This window comes from Nocardiopsis dassonvillei (genome assembly GCF_964273065.1).
Classification (GTDB): Bacteria; Actinomycetota; Actinomycetes; order Streptosporangiales; family Streptosporangiaceae; genus Nocardiopsis; species Nocardiopsis dassonvillei_B.
Genome location: NZ_OZ186815.1, coordinates 1,803,860 through 1,820,290 on the forward strand (window position 1 = coordinate 1,803,860; position 16,431 = coordinate 1,820,290).

The 16,431-nt window shown below is 73.0% G+C and carries 11 protein-coding genes; 3 read left to right on the plus strand and 8 right to left on the minus strand.

Annotation, left to right across the window (positions count from 1 at the left end):
• The first annotated feature begins 135 nt into the window (after positions 1–135).
• Positions 136–1,311 (plus strand): hypothetical protein, encoded by a 1,176-nt coding sequence (locus tag ACSUPR_RS08145; RefSeq protein WP_436890522.1) that lies wholly within the window; start codon positions 136–138, stop codon positions 1,309–1,311.
• Positions 1,308–2,879: a substrate-binding domain-containing protein gene (locus ACSUPR_RS08150; protein WP_436890523.1), complete on the plus strand. Its 1,572-nt coding sequence runs from the start codon at positions 1,308–1,310 to the stop codon at positions 2,877–2,879. The genes ACSUPR_RS08145 and ACSUPR_RS08150 overlap by 4 nt, the downstream gene beginning before the upstream one ends.
• Here the strand turns inward: ACSUPR_RS08150 and ACSUPR_RS08155 are convergent.
• The 4 genes from ACSUPR_RS08155 to ppdK form a co-directional block, all read right to left on the minus strand.
• The gene (locus ACSUPR_RS08155) at positions 2,870–3,868 is read right to left on the minus strand and encodes a LacI family DNA-binding transcriptional regulator (protein ID WP_436890524.1); all 999 of its coding nucleotides are present in this window, start codon (positions 3,866–3,868) and stop codon (positions 2,870–2,872) included. The two genes, ACSUPR_RS08150 and ACSUPR_RS08155, sit on opposite strands and share 10 nt — an antisense overlap.
• Positions 3,869–4,006: 138 nt before the next feature.
• On the minus strand, positions 4,007–5,263 hold the full coding sequence (locus ACSUPR_RS08160) for a deoxyguanosinetriphosphate triphosphohydrolase (protein ID WP_436890526.1): 1,257 nt from the start codon (positions 5,261–5,263) through the stop codon (positions 4,007–4,009).
• A gap of 51 nt (positions 5,264–5,314) precedes the next feature.
• Positions 5,315–6,355, minus strand: coding sequence for an ElyC/SanA/YdcF family protein (locus ACSUPR_RS08165; RefSeq protein WP_436890527.1), 1,041 nt, complete (start codon positions 6,353–6,355; stop codon positions 5,315–5,317).
• 265 nt (positions 6,356–6,620) lie between these two features.
• On the minus strand, positions 6,621–9,317 hold the full coding sequence (gene ppdK, locus ACSUPR_RS08170) for a pyruvate, phosphate dikinase (protein ID WP_436890528.1): 2,697 nt from the start codon (positions 9,315–9,317) through the stop codon (positions 6,621–6,623).
• 539 nt (positions 9,318–9,856) lie between these two features.
• On the opposite strand from ppdK, the gene trhA reads away from it, so the two are divergent.
• Positions 9,857–10,498, plus strand: coding sequence for a PAQR family membrane homeostasis protein TrhA (trhA, locus tag ACSUPR_RS08175; protein ID WP_436891923.1), 642 nt, complete (start codon positions 9,857–9,859; stop codon positions 10,496–10,498).
• Positions 10,499–10,531: 33 nt separating this feature from the next.
• Here the strand turns inward: trhA and ACSUPR_RS08180 are convergent, their stop codons facing one another.
• The 4 genes from ACSUPR_RS08180 to ACSUPR_RS08195 form a co-directional block, all read right to left on the minus strand.
• Positions 10,532–11,896, minus strand: a complete 1,365-nt coding sequence (locus tag ACSUPR_RS08180) for a permease prefix domain 1-containing protein (RefSeq protein ID WP_436890529.1) — start codon at positions 11,894–11,896, stop codon at positions 10,532–10,534.
• Positions 11,896–12,267 carry a PadR family transcriptional regulator gene (locus ACSUPR_RS08185; protein WP_436890530.1) on the minus strand — a complete coding sequence of 124 codons (372 nt, stop codon included), beginning with the start codon at positions 12,265–12,267 and terminating at the stop codon, positions 11,896–11,898. Before ACSUPR_RS08185 ends, ACSUPR_RS08180 begins: the two co-directional genes overlap by 1 nt.
• A gap of 311 nt (positions 12,268–12,578) precedes the next feature.
• Positions 12,579–14,090: an Nramp family divalent metal transporter gene (locus ACSUPR_RS08190; RefSeq protein WP_436890531.1), complete on the minus strand. Its 1,512-nt coding sequence runs from the start codon at positions 14,088–14,090 to the stop codon at positions 12,579–12,581.
• Positions 14,091–14,274: 184 nt separating this feature from the next.
• Positions 14,275–16,428, minus strand: a complete 2,154-nt coding sequence (locus tag ACSUPR_RS08195) for an acetate--CoA ligase family protein (protein ID WP_436890532.1) — start codon at positions 16,426–16,428, stop codon at positions 14,275–14,277.
• Positions 16,429–16,431: the final 3 nt, after the last annotated feature.

A 16,431-nucleotide genomic window follows, 5' to 3' on the forward strand; every position in this document is an offset into this window, starting at 1 on the left:
GTCCGGTCGGCTTCCCCGGGCCGGTTTCCTGTGGAGGCCACTCCGCGTCCACCTCGCGGACGGCCGGGGGACGCACACGGAGGGCAGAGTGGTGGGCCCCCTCTTTTTTCTCCGCACGCCTGGAGGAACCCCACGGTGAGTCGCATCCCCCTCCCCCCCGGACGGAGCGCACGGCTGCTGCTCGGGGCCGCCAGCGCGGTCGCCGTGGCCCTGGTCGTCGCCATCGGGGCGGTGCTGGTCGACCGCTGGTCCGGCGGCGGCACCGTGGTCGAGGGCGTCGTGGGGTCGGAGAAGGTCGAGTTCTTCCGGGACGAGCGGGTCGCGGCCCGGCTGGCCGAGCTGGGGTACGAGGTCCGGGTGCGCCCGCGCGGCTCGCGGCTGCTGGCCCAGGACACCGAGGGCGCCGACTTCGTCTCCCCCGGCTCGGACGCCGGTACCGACCACGTCCAGCGGCAGCACGGGGTCTCGACCGAGTACCGGCTGTTCAGCACCCCGATGGTGGTGCTCTCGTACGAACCGCTCGCGGAGGCGCTGCGCGAGGCCGGGGTGGCCCGCGAGGAGGAGGACGGCACCTGGTCGTTCGACGTGGCCGCCTACCTGGAGCTGACCGCCGACCGCACCCGGTGGAGGGACCTGCCCGGGGACTCGGTGGGCTCGAACAACCGCAACGAGGTGCTGGTCCGCACCACCGACCCGCGCACATCGAACTCGGCGGGCCTGTACGCCGCGGTGCTCTCCTACCTGCTCAACGGCGAGGAGGTGGTCCCGCCCGGCGGCCCGGACCGGGAGATCACCGACCGGCTGGCCGGCCTGTTCCTGGCCCAGGGCCAGCCCCCGGAGTCCTCCCAGCAGCCCTTCGAGCAGTTCCGGGACCTGGGCCCGGGGCACACCCCGCTGCTGTGGGCCTACGAGGCGCAGTACGTGCACGCCGTGGTGAACGGTCCCGCCATGCCCGACGACGCCGTCCTGATGTACCCCGAGCCGACCGTGTACTCGGCCCACACCCTGGTCCCGCTGACCGAGGCGGGCGACGCGGTGGGGGCGCTGCTGGCCGAGGACGCCGAGCTGCGGGCGCTGGCGACCCGGCACGGGTTCCGCGCCGAGGGCGGCGACGCGTTCGCGGAGCTGGTCGCCGAGCACGGCCTGCCGGTGCGCACCCGGGTCGACGACGTCGTGAACACCCCCACCTACGAGGCTTTGGAGGCCCTGCTGAGCGGGATCGAGGACGCCTACGAAGACAGCGGGATGGCCCCGCCCGCACCCGAGGAGCGGCGCCCGGCCGCCGGCCCGGCCCGGGAGGAGGGCGAATGAGGCGCTCGGTGTGCGCCGCCGCCCTGGCGGTGGCGGTGGCGGCGTCCGGGTGCACCGCTCCCGGGCCGGAGGGCGGGGCGACGCTGCGGGTCCTGGCGGGCAGTGAGCTCGTCGACATGGAGCCGCTGCTGGAGGAGGCCGCGGAGCGGACCGGGGTGACGGTGGAGCTGGAGTACACCGGGACCCTGGACGGGCTGGCGCGGGTGGCCGCGGGAGAGGCGCAGGAGTACGACGCGGTCTGGTTCGCCTCCAACCGCTACCTGCACCTGTACGAGGACGGCCGCGCCCGGGTCCGCGAGGAGACCCCGGTCATGCTCTCCCCCGTGGTGCTGGGGGTGCGCGAGTCGCGCGCCGACGACCTGGGGTGGACCGAGGGGGCCGAGGTCACCTGGTCCGACGTGAGCGACGCGGTGCGCGACGCGGAGTTCACCTACGGGATGACCAACCCGGGCGCCTCCAACTCGGGCTTCTCGGCGCTGATCGGGGTGGCGTCGGCGCTCGCCGACAGCGGCAGCGCGCTCACCGGCGAGGACGTGGAGCGGGTGGGCCCGGAGCTGGCCGGGTTCTTCGGGGGCCAGGAGCTGACGGCGGGCTCGTCGGGCTGGCTGGCGCAGGCGTTCACCGAGCGGGCCGGGGACGGGCGCCCGGTGGACGCGCTCATCAACTACGAGTCGGTGCTGCTGTCGCTGAACCGGGACGGCGCGGGGCTGCGGATGGTCTACCCGGCCGACGGGGTGATCACCGCCGACTACCCGCTCACCCTGCTGGCCGGTCCCGACGAGGAGGCCGAGCGGGGCTACGGGCTGCTGGTGGAGGACCTGCTGTCGGAGGGGGTGCAGGCCGACATCGCGGAGCGGACCCTGCGCCGCCCGGTGGCGGGCGGGGCGTCGGGCACGGACCTGCCCGCACTGGTGGAGCTGCCCTTCCCCGCCCACCGCGAGGTGGTGGACGGGCTGGTCGCGGACTACTTCAGCGAGCTGCGCCGACCGGCGCGCACCGTGTACGTGCTGGACGTGTCGGGGTCGATGAAGGGCGGGCGGATGGCCGAGCTGAAGGAGGCGCTGCGCTCGCTGACCGGGGCTTCGGAGGGTTCGCTGTCCGACCGGGTGCAGGCGTTCCAGGAGCGCGAGGAGATCACCCTGCTGCCGTTCTCCACCGAACCTCACGAGCCGCGGACGTTCGTGGTGGAGCCCGGGCGGATCGACGCGTCGCTGGGCGAGGTGTCGGAGGCGATCGGCGAGCTGGAGGCCCAGGGTGACACCGCGACCTACGACGCGGTGCGGGAGGCCTACCGGCTCGTCGAGCAGGCCCCCGGGGACGACCACCTGACGTCGATCGTGCTGATGACCGACGGCGAGGTGAACTGGGGCATGGGCCCGACGCCGTTCGCCCGGGAACTGGAGGCGCTGCCGCCGGAGGCGGCGCGGGTGCCGGTGTTCACCGTGCTCTTCGGAGAGGCCGGCGAGGACGAGATGGCGGAGATGGCGGAGCTGACCGGGGGCCGGCTGTTCGACGCCCGCGAGCAGAGCCTGGAGGAGGTGTTCCGGGAGATCCGCGGCTACCAGTGACCGGTGCTGGCTCGCGGCCGGAGGGTCGCGGCGGGAACGTCCTGGGGGGCGCCGCCGCGGCCCTCCACCCGTTCCAGCAGGAGCCGGGCGGCCCGCCCCCCCGCCGCGCGGGGCGCGGTGTCGGCGGTGGTGAGGGCGGGGACGAGGTGGGCCGACTCGGGGCGGTCGCCGATCCCGGCGACGTGGACGCGGTCGGGGACGGGCAGGCCGCTGTCGGCGAAGGCCCGGAGCAGCCCGAGGGCGAGGGTGTCGTCGGCGGCCAGGACGGCGGTGACCTCCTCCCCTGCCGCCCGGCGGGCGGTGAGGAGGCGTCCGGCGGCGCGGCCCGCGGCGGGCCCGGTGCCGCCGGGCACGGGGGCGGGTGCGGGGACCCCGGCCTCGGCCAGGGCGGCGCGCCAGCCCGCCTCGCGCTCGGCTGCGCCGTGGGAGCCGGGGATCCCGCGGACGTGGTGCACGGTGCGGTGGCCCAGGCCGAGCAGGTGGCGGGTGAGGGCGCGGGCGGCGCCGCGGTGGTCGGGGCCGACCGCGGGCCCCAGGGGGGTGTCGGGGCCGTCGACGACGACGGTGGGCGGCGGGTCGGCGAGGGCGCCCAGCGCGGTGAGCAGTGCGGGCGTGGGGGCGAGGGCGAGGTGCCCGTCGACGACCCGCTCCAGGAGCCGGTCCGCGGCGGAGGGCTCGCCGGGGGTGACTGCGGTGACCAGCAGGGTGCGCCCGGCGGCGCGTACGGCCGCCTCGATCCCGGCGAGTAGGAGGTCGGTGTCGGGTCCGGGGACGACGAGGGCGCCGACGAGGCCGCTGCGGCGGGTGACCAGGGCGCGGGCGGTGGCGTTGGGCCGGTAGCCGAGGCTGGTGATGGCGGCACGGACGCGTTCGGCGGTCTCGGGGCGCACGCCGGGGTGCCCGTTGACCACGCGGGAGACGGTCTGGTGGGAGACCCCGGCCAGGCGCGCGACGTCGACCATGCCGGGGGTGCCGCTCCGTACGGGCAAGGGGTGCGCCCTCTCCGGTCGCGGCCGGGGCGTGCCGGTGCGGGTGCCCGCGACCTGTCGTGCAGAGCAGTGTGCGCGGCGTGCGGCATCCGCGTCAAGGGGGGTTCGCGCCCCCCTTCGGGCGCCCCGGCCGCCCGGTCAGGAGACCAGGCGGGCGTGCAGGGCGATGGCGGAGGTGTCGGTGAGGGAGGCGACCTGGTCGATGACGGCGCGCAGGGCGGCCGCCTCGTCGGGGGCGGTGGTGAAGGCGTCCCGGAACTGGGGGTCCAGGGCCTGGGGCGCGTTCTTCCACAGGGCGTCGACGAGTTCGGTGATGAGCAGGCGCTCGCGGGCCTGGTAGGCCAGGGCCTCCTCGCGGGCCATGACGAAGTGGGCGGCGACCGCCTTGAGCAGGGCGCATTCCAGGAGGGCGCGGCGGGGCACGATGAGGGTGGCGCCGTAGCGGGTGAGGCGGCCGGGGCCGTGCTCCTGCCGGGTGGCCTGTTCGGCGGCCCGGCAGAACCGGCCGATGAGCTCGCTGGTGAGGTTCTTCAGCCCGGCCAGGGAGGCGAGGTCGCCGGTGAACTCGGCGGGCCAGACGGGCTCGGCGAGCAGGTCGGTGTAGGCCGCGTCGAGTTCGGCGGGGTCGGCGCCGTCGCAGTAGCGGTCGGCGGCGATGCGCACGACCTCGGCGCGTTCGACGGGGCTGTGCAGGGCGGCCATGGAGACCAGCCCGGCGTGCAGGGCGTCCTCGACGTCGTGGACGGAGTAGGCGACGTCGTCGGACCAGTCCATCACCTGGGCCTCGAAGCAGGTGCGCCCGGCGGGGGCTCCCTCGCGCAGCCAGTCGAAGACCCCGGTGTCGTCGGGGTAGCAGTTGAACTTGTGGGTGTCGCCGCCCCCGCCGCGGTGCCAGGGGTACTTGACGGTGGCGTCGAGGGTGGCGCGGGTGAGGTTGAGCCCGGCGCTGTCGCCGCCGGGGTCGATGACCTTGCCCTCCAGGCGCACGAGCAGGCGCAGGCTCTGGGCGTTGCCCTCGAATCCGCCGCAGGCGGCCGCGGCCTCGTCCAGGGCGCGCTCGCCGTTGTGGCCGAAGGGCGGGTGGCCCAGGTCGTGGGAGAGGCAGGCGGCCTCGACGAGGTCGGGGTCGCAGCCCAGGGAGTTGCCGAGCTCGCGGCCGATCTGGGCGCACTCCAGGGAGTGGGTGAGGCGGGTGCGCGGGAAGTCGCTCACGCCGGGCCGCACCACCTGGGTCTTGGCGGCCAGGCGGCGCAGCGCGGAGCTGTGCAGGACCCGGGCCCGGTCGCGCTCGAAGGGGCCGCGGGCCCGGTTCTTGCGGTCCTCACGGGTCCTGCGCTCGATGTCGTGGCCGGTGTAGCCGGTGACGGCGCCCTCGGCGCCCGCGGTGGTGTGCATAGGTCTGCGAGCCTACTTCCCGACAGGGACGGAACGCGTCATCGGCCCTGTTCAGGCCGCGTTGACGCGGATGTCGCTGCTGTCGTTGAAGATCCAGTAGTACCAGAGGGAGGCGGTCTCCCTGGTGATGTACCAGAGCTGGGTGCGCCGTTCGATGACGGCGGGGCCCGAGCGGGAGGGCGAGGTGCCCGAGTCGATTCCGTGGTCGGAGGCCATCACCTTGGAGCGCAGGCTGTGCCAGGGGTCGGAGACCAGGGTGGCCTGGTCCCAGTCGTTGTCGGTGAAGACGAGGGAGACGGCCCGGATGCTCTGGAGGGTGTCGCTGCCCTCCTCCACGGCGATGATGCGGTCGGAGGGGATGCCGACCTCGATGAGCCAGTTGCGGCCCGCGGCGGCCTCGGTGTAGTTGTCGCCGGGCTGTTTGCCGCCGACGGTGACGATCATGGGGGCCACGCCGTCCAGGTAGAGGACCTGGGCGTGGCGCAGGCGGGCCTCGAAGACGGGTGAGGGGACGCCGTTGTACTGGCTGGCGCCGAGCACGACGATGGCGTCGGTGGCGGCCCGGTCGTCCTGGCGCGCGGTGTACCAGACCCAGCCCCAGGTGGCGGGCGGCAGGGCCAGGACGGTGAGCAGGACCGCGGTGATGATCCAGCGCAGGCGCAGCCGGCGTCTGCGGGGCCGGGGGGCGGGCCGGGTGCGGCGCGGCTCCGCGGGCCGGGTGCGGTCCCGGCGCGGGCGCGCGGGGACGGGGTCCGCCGGCTCCGGGGCCGTGGCGCCGCGGACGGACCCGCGGGTCGCGGAGGCCTCGGGGGGCCGGGTGAACGCGCGGGTGGCCGAGGCCTGCGCGGCTCCGGCCGGCTCGCCCGGGCCGGGGTCGCGGGAGAACACGGCCGTCTCGTCTGCGCCGCCCGCGGCCGGGCCGTCCTCGGCGGCGGGGGCGTCCGGGTCGGCGGGGGCGGCGGAGACGCCCGGGAAGGCGGGCAGGTCGGCCCGGGACATGACCCGGGTCGCGTCGTCATCGGGCGCGGCGGCGGAACCGGGGGCGGGGTCCCCCCACGTCTCGTCGCCACGTCCGTCGTTCGCCGTTCGCACCGGCGCACCTCCGCACTCGCTCTTCGGACCGGGGTCGATCACCCTTCTTGGGACGGTCCCCGGGCACCGCCGGTTCTCGGCGGAGAGGTCCCGGTCCGTCGGGAGAGGAGTGGTGGAGGGGGGTGAGGGGATCGTCACCGGCGATCGAGAATGTATCACGAAACGGTCACGGAAGCTTTTCGTGACGGCATCCGTCCCAGGGGATGAGTTTAGAGGCGCGCCGGGTGTGCCGCCGCCCGCCCCCGCGGGCGGCGGCACGTCAGGATCAGCCCGCCTGGTGCCCGGCGGCGCGCCCGGCCTCCAGGCGCGCGACCGGCACGCGGAACGGCGAGCAGGACACGTAGTCCAGGCCGACCCTGTGGAAGAAGTGCACCGACGCCGGGTCGCCGCCGTGCTCACCGCATACGCCCAGCTTGATGCCGGGCCGGGCGGCCCGCCCCTCCTCGGTGGCGATCCGGACCAGGCGGCCCACGCCGTCCACGTCCAGGGACTCGAACGGCGACACCCCGAACACGCCCTTCTCCAGGTAGGCGGAGAAGAAGGACGCCTCCACGTCGTCGCGCGAGAATCCCCACACCGTCTGGGTGAGGTCGTTGGTGCCGAAGGAGAAGAACTCGGCGTGCTCGGCGATCTGCCCGGCGGTCAGGGCGGCGCGGGGCAGCTCGATCATGGTGCCGACCGGGAAGTCGAGCTCCAGGCCGTTCTCCTCGCCGACCTCGCGCAGCACGCGCAGCGCGTCGTCGCGGATGATCTCCAGCTCCTGGACGGTGCCCACCAGGGGGATCATGATCTCCGGGCGGGGGCGCCCGCCCGCGTGGATCCGGTCGACCGCGGCCTGGGCGATGGCCCGGACCTGCATGGTGAACAGGCCGGGGACGACCAGGCCCAGGCGCACGCCGCGCAGGCCCAGCATCGGGTTCTGCTCGTGCAGCCGGTGGACCGCCTGCAGCACGCGCAGGTCGTTCTCGTGGCTCTCGCCGCGGGCCTCGGCCACCGCCACGCGCACCGACAGCTCGGTGATGTCCGGCAGGAACTCGTGCAGCGGCGGGTCGAGCAGGCGCACGGTCACGGGCAGGCCGTCCATGGCCTCGAGGATGCCGTTGAAGTCGGCCCGCTGGAGCGGCAGCAGGGAGCCCAGGGCCTCGGTCTGCTCGGCCTCGGTGTCGGCCAGGATGAGGCGTTCGACCAGCTGGCGGCGGTCGCCCAGGAACATGTGCTCGGTCCGGCACAGGCCGATGCCCTGGGCTCCCATGCGGCGGGCGCGGGCGGCGTCCTCGGCGGTGTCGGCGTTGGCGCGCACCCGCATGCGGCGGGCGGCGTCCACGTAGTGCATGAGCCGGTCCACGGCGCGGACCAGGTCGTCGGCCTGGTCGGAGGCCGGGTCGATCTCGCCCTCGAAGTAGCGGACCACCGGGGAGTCCACGACCGGCACCTCGCCGAGGAACACCTTGCCGCTGGTGCCGTCGATGGAGATGACGTCGCCCTCCTCGATCACCTCGCCGCCGGAGGCGGTCAGGCGCCGGTTCTTGGTGTCGATGTCGATCTCCTCGGCACCGCAGACGCAGGTCTTGCCCATGCCGCGGGCGACCACGGCGGCGTGCGAGGTCTTTCCGCCGCGGCTGGTGAGGATGCCCTCGGCGGCGATCATGCCCTCGAGGTCGTCGGGGTTGGTCTCCCGGCGGCACAGGATGACCTTCTCGCCGCTGCGCGACCACTTGACGGCGGTGTAGGAGTCGAACACGGCCTTGCCGACGGCGGCGCCCGGGGAGGCGTTCATGCCGCGGCCCAGCAGGTGGGCGCCGCCCGCGGCGACGGCGGCCTCGTCGAAGCGGGGGAACATCAGCTGGGCGAGCTGGTCGCCGGTGACCCGCTGGACCGCCTCGTCCAGGGTGATCATGCCCTGGTCGACGAGCTGGTCGGCGATGCGGAACGCGGCGGCGGCGGTGCGCTTGCCGACGCGGGTCTGGAGCATCCACAGCTTGCCGCGCTCGATGGTGAACTCGATGTCGCACAGGTCGCGGTAGTGGTTCTCCAGGGTCTCCATGATCCCCATGAGCTGCCCGTAGCTGCGGGGGTCGATGGCCTCCAGGTCCGCGAGGGGCACGGTGTTGCGGATGCCGGCGACGACGTCCTCGCCCTGGGCGTTCTGGAGGTAGTCGCCGTAGACGCCCTGCTGGCCGGAGGCGGGGTCCCGGGTGAAGGCCACCCCGGTGCCGGAGTCCATGCCGAGGTTGCCGAAGACCATGGAGCAGACGTTGACCGCGGTGCCCAGGTCGGCGGGGATGCGCTCCTGGCGGCGGTAGAGGACGGCGCGGGGGGCGTTCCAGGAGTCGAAGACCGCCCGGACGGCGAGGATCATCTGCTCGCGGGGGTCGGTGGGGAAGGGGCTTCCGGTCTGCTCGTGGACGATGGCCTTGAAGCGGTCCACGAGGGAGCGGAAGTCGTCGGCGTCCAGCTCGAGGTCGTCGGTGACGCCCTTGGCGGCCTTGGCCTCGTCGATGGCGTCCTCGAACAGCTCGCCGTCGATGTCCTGGACGGTCCTGCCGAACATCTGGATGAGGCGGCGGTAGGAGTCCCAGGCGAAGCGCTCGTCCCCGCCCTGGCGGGCCAGGCCGGCGACGGACTCGTCGTTGAGGCCGATGTTGAGGACGGTCTCCATCATGCCGGGCATGGAGAACCTGGCCCCGGAGCGGACGCTCACCAGGAGCGGGTCGTCGGCCTGGCCGAGGCGGCGGCCCATGGCCTTCTCCAGCTCCTCGAGGTTCTCCTCGATCTCGGCCTCCAGGCCCGCGGGGAAGCCGCCGTTGCCGAGGTAGTGGCGGCAGGCCTCGGTGGTGATGGTGAAGCCCGGGGGGACGGGGAGGCCGAGGTTGGTCATCTCGGCGAGGTTGGCGCCCTTACCGCCGAGGAGGTCCTTGAGGTCCTTGTTTCCCTCGGTGAACTTGTAGACGTACTTGGCCACGGGGGTTCTCCCTCGTTCGCTCGGCGACACCCCTGCGGGGTCGACCCTGGCTGCCCGGATGGGCGCGACTCTATCCACTCTCTGCAGACCAACCCCTTCATGAACCACCTTTTTGTGACATTTTCCCAGCTCATGGGCTCCAAAGAGGTCTAGACCAATGGTTCAGGAAGGGCGCACGTACCCCTTGACCTCGAACGATGCACGGGGAGGGCAGGGGTCCGGGACGCCGCTGGTCACGGCATCCGGAACGCACCCTAGCGGGTCCTGATCGATCAGAACACCGGGGATCGGCCGGAATCGACCACTTCCGACCCGAGCCCCGGACGGGACGGGGGCTGTGCGGCTCGACACACCACTACTTCGGAGTAACCTACGGTTCCGTAAGTTAGGCTTCGGGTAGAGCCGGTGAGAACGGTTCCGGAGGCTTCGCCGAGAGCGAGGGGTGGAAAGTGTCCAGGGACGAGGCGCGGGGAAGCGGATACGCGCGGTCGCAGGAGGAAAGCCTCCCCGAGCGGGCGGCGGCCGCGGCCGAGGGGCTGATGGAGGCGGTCAAACCCCGCCTGCGCGGCTGGCTGCACCTGGGGACCGCCCCGCTCGCGCTGGTGGCGGGGATCGTCCTGGTGGCCCTCTCCCCCACCGTGCCCGCCATGGCCGCCAGCGCCGTCTACGCGCTCAGCTCGGTCCTGCTCTTCAGCACCTCGGCGATCTACCACGTGGGGCGCTGGTCGCCGCGGGCGCAGAAGGTGCTGCGCCGCATGGACCACTCCAACATCTACCTCATCATCGCGGGCACCTACACGCCCTTCATCATGCTGGTCCTGGAGGGGACGCTGCGCACCGCGATGCTGTCCCTGGTCTGGGGCGGGGCGATCGCCGGGGTCGGGTTCAAGCTGCTGTGGCTGAACTCCCCGCGCTGGCTCTCCACCGCCCTGTACCTGGCCATCGGCTGGGTGGCGGTGCTGTTCATCCCCGACCTGGTCGAGGGGACCCACCCGGCGACGTGGATCCTCATCCTGGTCGGCGGGGTGCTCTACAGCGTCGGCGCGGTGGTCTACGGCCTGAAGCGGCCCGACCCGGCACCCCGGTGGTTCGGGTTCCACGAGATCTTCCACTCGCTGACCATCGCCGCGTTCGTCTGCCACTACATCGCGGTCTCGTTCGTGGTCTACACCGCCGGCTGAGCGGCCGGGGCCGGCCAGGCCCCGGCCGCCCGGTCAGGCGAAACCGAACACCGGCGGGAACACCAGCACGACCACGGCGGCCCACACCGCGTAGACCGGCAGGTAGGCCGTCTGCCACCGCTCCACCGCCGCGAACGGCCGGGAGCCCCGCACGAAGCCCGCGAGCAGGCGCGCCGACCACGCCAGGTGCACCAGCAGCACCAGGTTGAGGCCGAGCGCGGCGACCTTGTTGGCGGTGAACCCGAACTCCGCGATGCGGGTCAGCATCGCCGTCAGCGCCACCGCGTCCACCGCCAGCGCCGCCCCGACCAGCGCGAGCTGGAGCCAGTCGAAGACCCCCGGCGGGGCCAGCGGGTCCCGGGCCGAGATCGAGTACAGCAGCAGGAACAGCACCAGCACCAGGACCGCGTCCATGAGGATGAGCAGTTCGCGGTCCACCGTGGTCAGCGGCGCGTTCGCCAGGAGCACCGCCAGGTCCGCGAGCAGCATCACCAGCGCCAGCGGGGTGAAGACCCGGGTGAGCACGGGCGCGATGTTCTCCACCACGCTCTTCTTGGCCTCCACCAGCCAGGCGGCGACCAGCAGCGCGCCGGGCAGGCCGAAGGGCAGCAGCCAGTCCTCCAGGTACGGTTCGAGGTCGACGTCGGCCAGGGAGAGCACACCGAAGGTGAGCCCGACCAGGACCATGGACCCCAGCATGATCAGTGCCAGGTACATCGCCAGCTCGCCCATGAACCTCACGAAGTCCATGCGCCGCTCGTGGGAGCGCCACTCCCCGCCCGTGTGCAGGACCCCGACGAGCAGCCACAGCAGGACCGGGGCGTGGGTGAACGCGAGCACGGCGGTCATCCCGGGTTCGGGGAAGGGGCCGGAGAACCCCTGGAAGGGGTAGAGGTTCACCGCCAGCGCGGGGACCGCCGCGAGGGCCGCCACCGCCGCGCACACGCGCCAGGGGACGCGGCGCTTCCAGGCGAACCACCCCGCCAGGAACGGGAGCACCACGAAGGCGATGTTGCGGAACTGCGCGAACTCGTCGCCGACCGACGAGAACAGGACCTTGACCGCCAGGCCCGCGCCGAGCGCGAAGGCCAGGAGGAGGCCGAGCTCGCGCCAGCGCTCCAGTCCGCCCGCGCCGGTCTCCGCGCCCGGGACGAGCACGAGCTGCTTCCAGAGGCGCTGGGAGTGCTCCCGGGCGAACTCCCGCGACACCTCGTCCAGGTCGCCCATGCGCTTGACCGCGACGAGGAAGGCCTCCTCCCCGTCCAGGCCGCCCGCCTCCAGCTCGGCGATCTGCTCGCGCAGGTGGTCCTCCATCTCCTCGGCGTCGGACGCCGAGATGGCCTCGCGGCGGCGCACGAAACCGCGCCACTGGTCGATCTGCTCCTCGATGCCGCCCATCACGCGATCCCCCCGGCCGCCGCGGGGCCCGGCAGCGGCTGCGCCGCGGCCTCCCAGACCTGGCGCAGGGCGTCGGCCACCACGCTCCACTGCTCGCGCCGCTCGGCCAGCACCTCCAGCCCCGCCTCCGTGATGGCGTAGTGCTTGCGGCGGCGGCCCGCCTCGGACCGGCCCCAGGAGGAGCGGACGTGGCCGTTGCGCTCCAGGCGGTGCAGCAGGGGGTAGAGCATTCCGTCCGTCCACTGCATCCGCCCGCCGGACAGCTCGTTGACGCGCTTGACGATGGCGTAGCCGTAGGACTCGCCCTCGGCCAGGATGCCCAGGACGAGCGGCGTGGCCGAGGCCGCGACGAGGTCCTTGTCGATGTGCATGCGCACTCCCATACCTAGATCTGCTAGGGATAGAACCCTAGCACTCCTAGACATAGAAGAGCTAGGTATCGAGCACGCGCGGATCCGGTCGTCACGATTCGCTTACGCAGTAGGGCGAACCCGGACGAACAGCCGATTACCACCTGCGCCCTACCGCTAGGTTGAGGACCGGATCCGCCGGTCGTGTGCGACCGGCGGGCCCCAGAGGCGGCCGGAGACCAGTCCCCCCGGGTCCGGCCGTCTCGCCGTGTCCGGGGCCGTGGCGTCCGGCGGGGCCTGGCCCCGCCGGACGTCGCGCCGCCCGGGGGTCCTCACGCCAGCAGCGGCGCCAGGAACTGCATGTACACGTAGTAGAGGCTGATGAGGGTGATGCCGGCCAGCCCGCACCAGGCCCACGCGAACCGGAGCGCGGAGGGCATGAACTCGGCGTCCTCGGCGGTGAAGTTGTCCCTGACCGCCTTGATGTTGAGCCAGTACAGCACCGGCGAGAACAGCAGTGCCAGGACCGAGGCGAGCTGCACCATGAACACCGGCTCGGGCATGCCGATGATGACCGCCGAACCCGCGACCAGCCACAGCACCTGGAAGCCGCGGTACAGGTACTTGCGCGTCCGCTCCGAGTCCCAGGCGTTGCGCAGCCGGACGCAGCACTCCTCGAAGACCCTGGCCTGGCCGTCGAAGTAGGTGAAGACCGTCGACCACAGGGCCGCCGTGCCGCCCGCGATGATGACCGGGAAGATCCACATGCCGAACGTGTCGGTGTAGATCCGCGCGATCGTCAGGCCCATCTCGCTCGAGGCCGGGACGAGCCCGATCGGGTGGAGCACGACCGCCCCCACCATGAGGAACGCCATCCCCGTCAGCAGCGAGAGCACGTAGGAGATGTTCATGTCCCGCTTGAACAGCTTCATGTGGTTGCGCAGGTAGTTCGGGGCCACCTCGACCGTGTACCCCTGGCGGCGCAGCTCCCGGACCCGGACCATGCCGGCCTTCTTGTCCACCGCCCAGTTGGACTGCATCGTCGAGACCTCGAGCGTCGTGGGGAAGTACCCCCACATGGCGCTGAACAGCATCAGTCCGGCGATCGGCGGCAGCGTGGGCAGCAGCCGGGCCACGTACTCCGAGGGGGGCGGAGCCTGGAGGACGAACGCGATCAGCACCGCGAGCACGAAGACCACGAGGCAGATCTTGACGGCGAGCTCCACCGCCTTGTAGCGCCCCGCCCACAGCAGGGTGAGGCTGGACAGGAGCACCAGGATGCCCCAGACCGGCAGCGGCAGGAAGGGCAGCGCCGCCCAGATGAGGGCACCGGCCCCCAGGGCCCGGCCGGCGATGCCGAAGGTGTTGGACAGGCACTGCACCAGGAGGTACCACAGCGGCCAGTTGCCGTAGCGGGCGCCCGTGCGCTGGTAGGCCTCCATGATGCTCTCGCCGCGCACCAGGGTGTAGCGGTGCGCGAACTCGAAGGCGCAGTACTTGAGCAGGTAGGCGAACGGGATGACCCAGAGCAGCGTGTAGCCGAACTGGGCGCCCGCGGTGGGACCGTGGATGATGTGGCTGGCGCCGATACCGGTCATCGCCGCGACGATGCCCGGGCCCATCGCGCGCCAGGTGTCGCGGACGCCGGTTCCCGGCGCGTCCAGGCGGACGGTCCGCCCGGACCCGCCCGCGGCGGGCTGTTCGGCGGTGTCGGTGGGGGTGGGCGTGGAGGCGTGCTCTTCCGGCGGTGCCGGGCGCTGGCCGGGGATCCGCGCGGCTTCGGGGAGGGTGTCGGGCCGGGGCTCCGGGCCGGGGTGTTCCGAGGGATCGGGGTTCGGGGACATGTGGACTCCCTTACGGGCTGTGTCGGTGCGCTGGATGCAACCCCCGTCAGCCCCCCTGGGCGGTGCGGTCTCCTCTCTCCTGCGACCGGGACGGCTCCCCCGGTGTGGGACGTGCTGCGGCCGGGGTCCCGGGCGGCGCGCGACGGCCTGCGCGCCGCCCGGGACCGGTGTGTGCCAGGTCACTCTAGAGAAGGCCGGCGGCTCTCGCCCAGCGGTATTTGGCCCCGAGGACCTTCACCGGCATCTCGGTGGTGTAGGGGTAGGCGACGATCCCGTGGTCGAAGAGCCGGTCGGCGGCGGCCTCGACCTCGGTGTCGCCCGAGAGGGATGCCACGATCGGCTTGTCGATCCCGGCCTCGCGGGCGCGGCTCACGACGTCGATCACCACGTCGGCGAAGACCAGCGGGGGCGTGACGATCGTGTGCCAGTAGCCGAGCACCAGCGCGTGCACGCGCGGGTCCTCCAGCCCCAGGCGGATCGTCTTCTCGTAGGTGGAGGGCGGCTCGCCCCCGGTGATGTCCACCGGGTTCCCGGCGGCCCCGAACGGGGGGATGAAGGCCCGGAACGCCTTGTCCAGGTCCGGGGGCATCTCCATGAGGGACATCCCGTTGTCGACGACGGCGTCGGAGAGCAGCACCCCGGAGCCGCCCGCCCCCGTGATGATGACGATGTTCTCGCCGCGGGGCGCGGGCAGGACGGGCAGGGCGCGGCCGTACTCCAGGAGTTCGGTGAGGCCGGGGGCCCGCACCACGCCGGCCTGCCGCAGGATGTCGTCGTAGACCTTGTCGTCGCCGGCCAGGGCTCCGGTGTGCGACCCGGCCGCCGCGGCCCCGGCCGAGGTGCGGCCCGCCTTGAGGACGACCACGGGCTTGCGGGGCACCACCTCGCGGGCGGCCTCGACGAACGCCCGGCCGTCCTTGAGGTCCTCCAGGTGCATGGCGATGGCGTTGGTGTTGTCGTCCTGCCCGAAGAACGTCAGCAGGTCGTCCTCGTCGATGTCGGCCTTGTTGCCCACGCCCACGATGGCGGAGACACCCGTGCGGGTGCTGCGGCTGTACCCCAGGATCGCCATGCCGATCCCGCCGGACTGGGAGGTGAGCGCCGTCCCGCCCTGGACGTCGTAGGGGGTGCAGAAGGTCGCGGACAGCTTCTCCGGGGTGTAGTAGTAGCCGTAGATGTTGGGGCCGAGCACCCGCACCCCGTGCCGCCGGGCCGTCTCCAGCACCTCGGCCTGGAGTTCGTGCTCCCCGGTCTCGGCGAAGCCCGAGGGGATGAGGATCGCTCCGGCGACCCCCTTGCGGCCCGCCTCCTCCAGGGCCCCGGCCACCCGCGCGGCGGGGATGGCGAAGACGGCGACGTCCACCCCGCCGGGGATGTCGGAGATCGAGGCGCGGGCCGGGCGCCCGTACACCTCGGCCGCCTTGGGGTTGACCGGGTGGATCTCCCCGCGGTAGCCGCCGTCCACGAGGTTGCGCATGACGGAGTTGCCGATCTTGCCCGTCTCGTTGGAGGCACCGATGACGGCGATCGACCGGGGCTTGAAGACGCGTTCCAGGGAGGTGAGGATCTCCTCCCGGGAGAACCGCCGGGGCGGCTCCGCGGGGGCGAAGTCCAGGACGAACCGCAGGTCGGCGGCGACCGCGCCGGTCGGCGAGGCGAAGACCGGGTTGAGGTCGGCCTCGGCGATCTCGGGGAAGTCGGTGACCAGTTCGGACAGGCGGACCAGGGTCTCGGCCAGCGCCTGCGCGTCGACGGGCTCGGCCCCGCGGACCCCGTCCAGGATCTCCGCCGCGCGGATGCCGCGGATCTGGGAGAGCGCCTCCTGCCGGTCCACGGGCGCCAGCCGGAAGGCCACGTCCTTGAGGACCTCCACCAGGACGCCGCCCAGGCCGAACACCACCACCTTCCCGAACGTGGGGTCGGTCGTGGCGCCGATCAGGACCTCCAGTCCCCCGGCGACCTGCTGCTGGATCTGGACCCCGTCGATACGGGCGTCGGGGTCGTAGGAGCGGGCGTTGGAGACGATCCGCCGGTAGGCCTCCTCGACCTGTGCCCCGTCGGCCAGGCCGACCTCGACGCCTCCGGCGTCGGTCTTGTGGAGGATGTCGGGGGAGACGATCTTGGCGACCACGGGGAAGCCGATCTCCTTCGCCAGGGCGACCGCCTCCTCCGGGGAGGCGGCCAGCGCCTCGGCGGGGACGGGGATGCCGTAGGCCTCGGCGAGGACGCGGCCCTCGGGGGCGGTGAGCGCGGACCGGTTCTCGGCCCGGGCCCGGTCGAGCACCGCGCGGACCGCGTCGCGGTCGACGTCGGAGCGCCAGGGGGTGTAGGAGGGCATCTC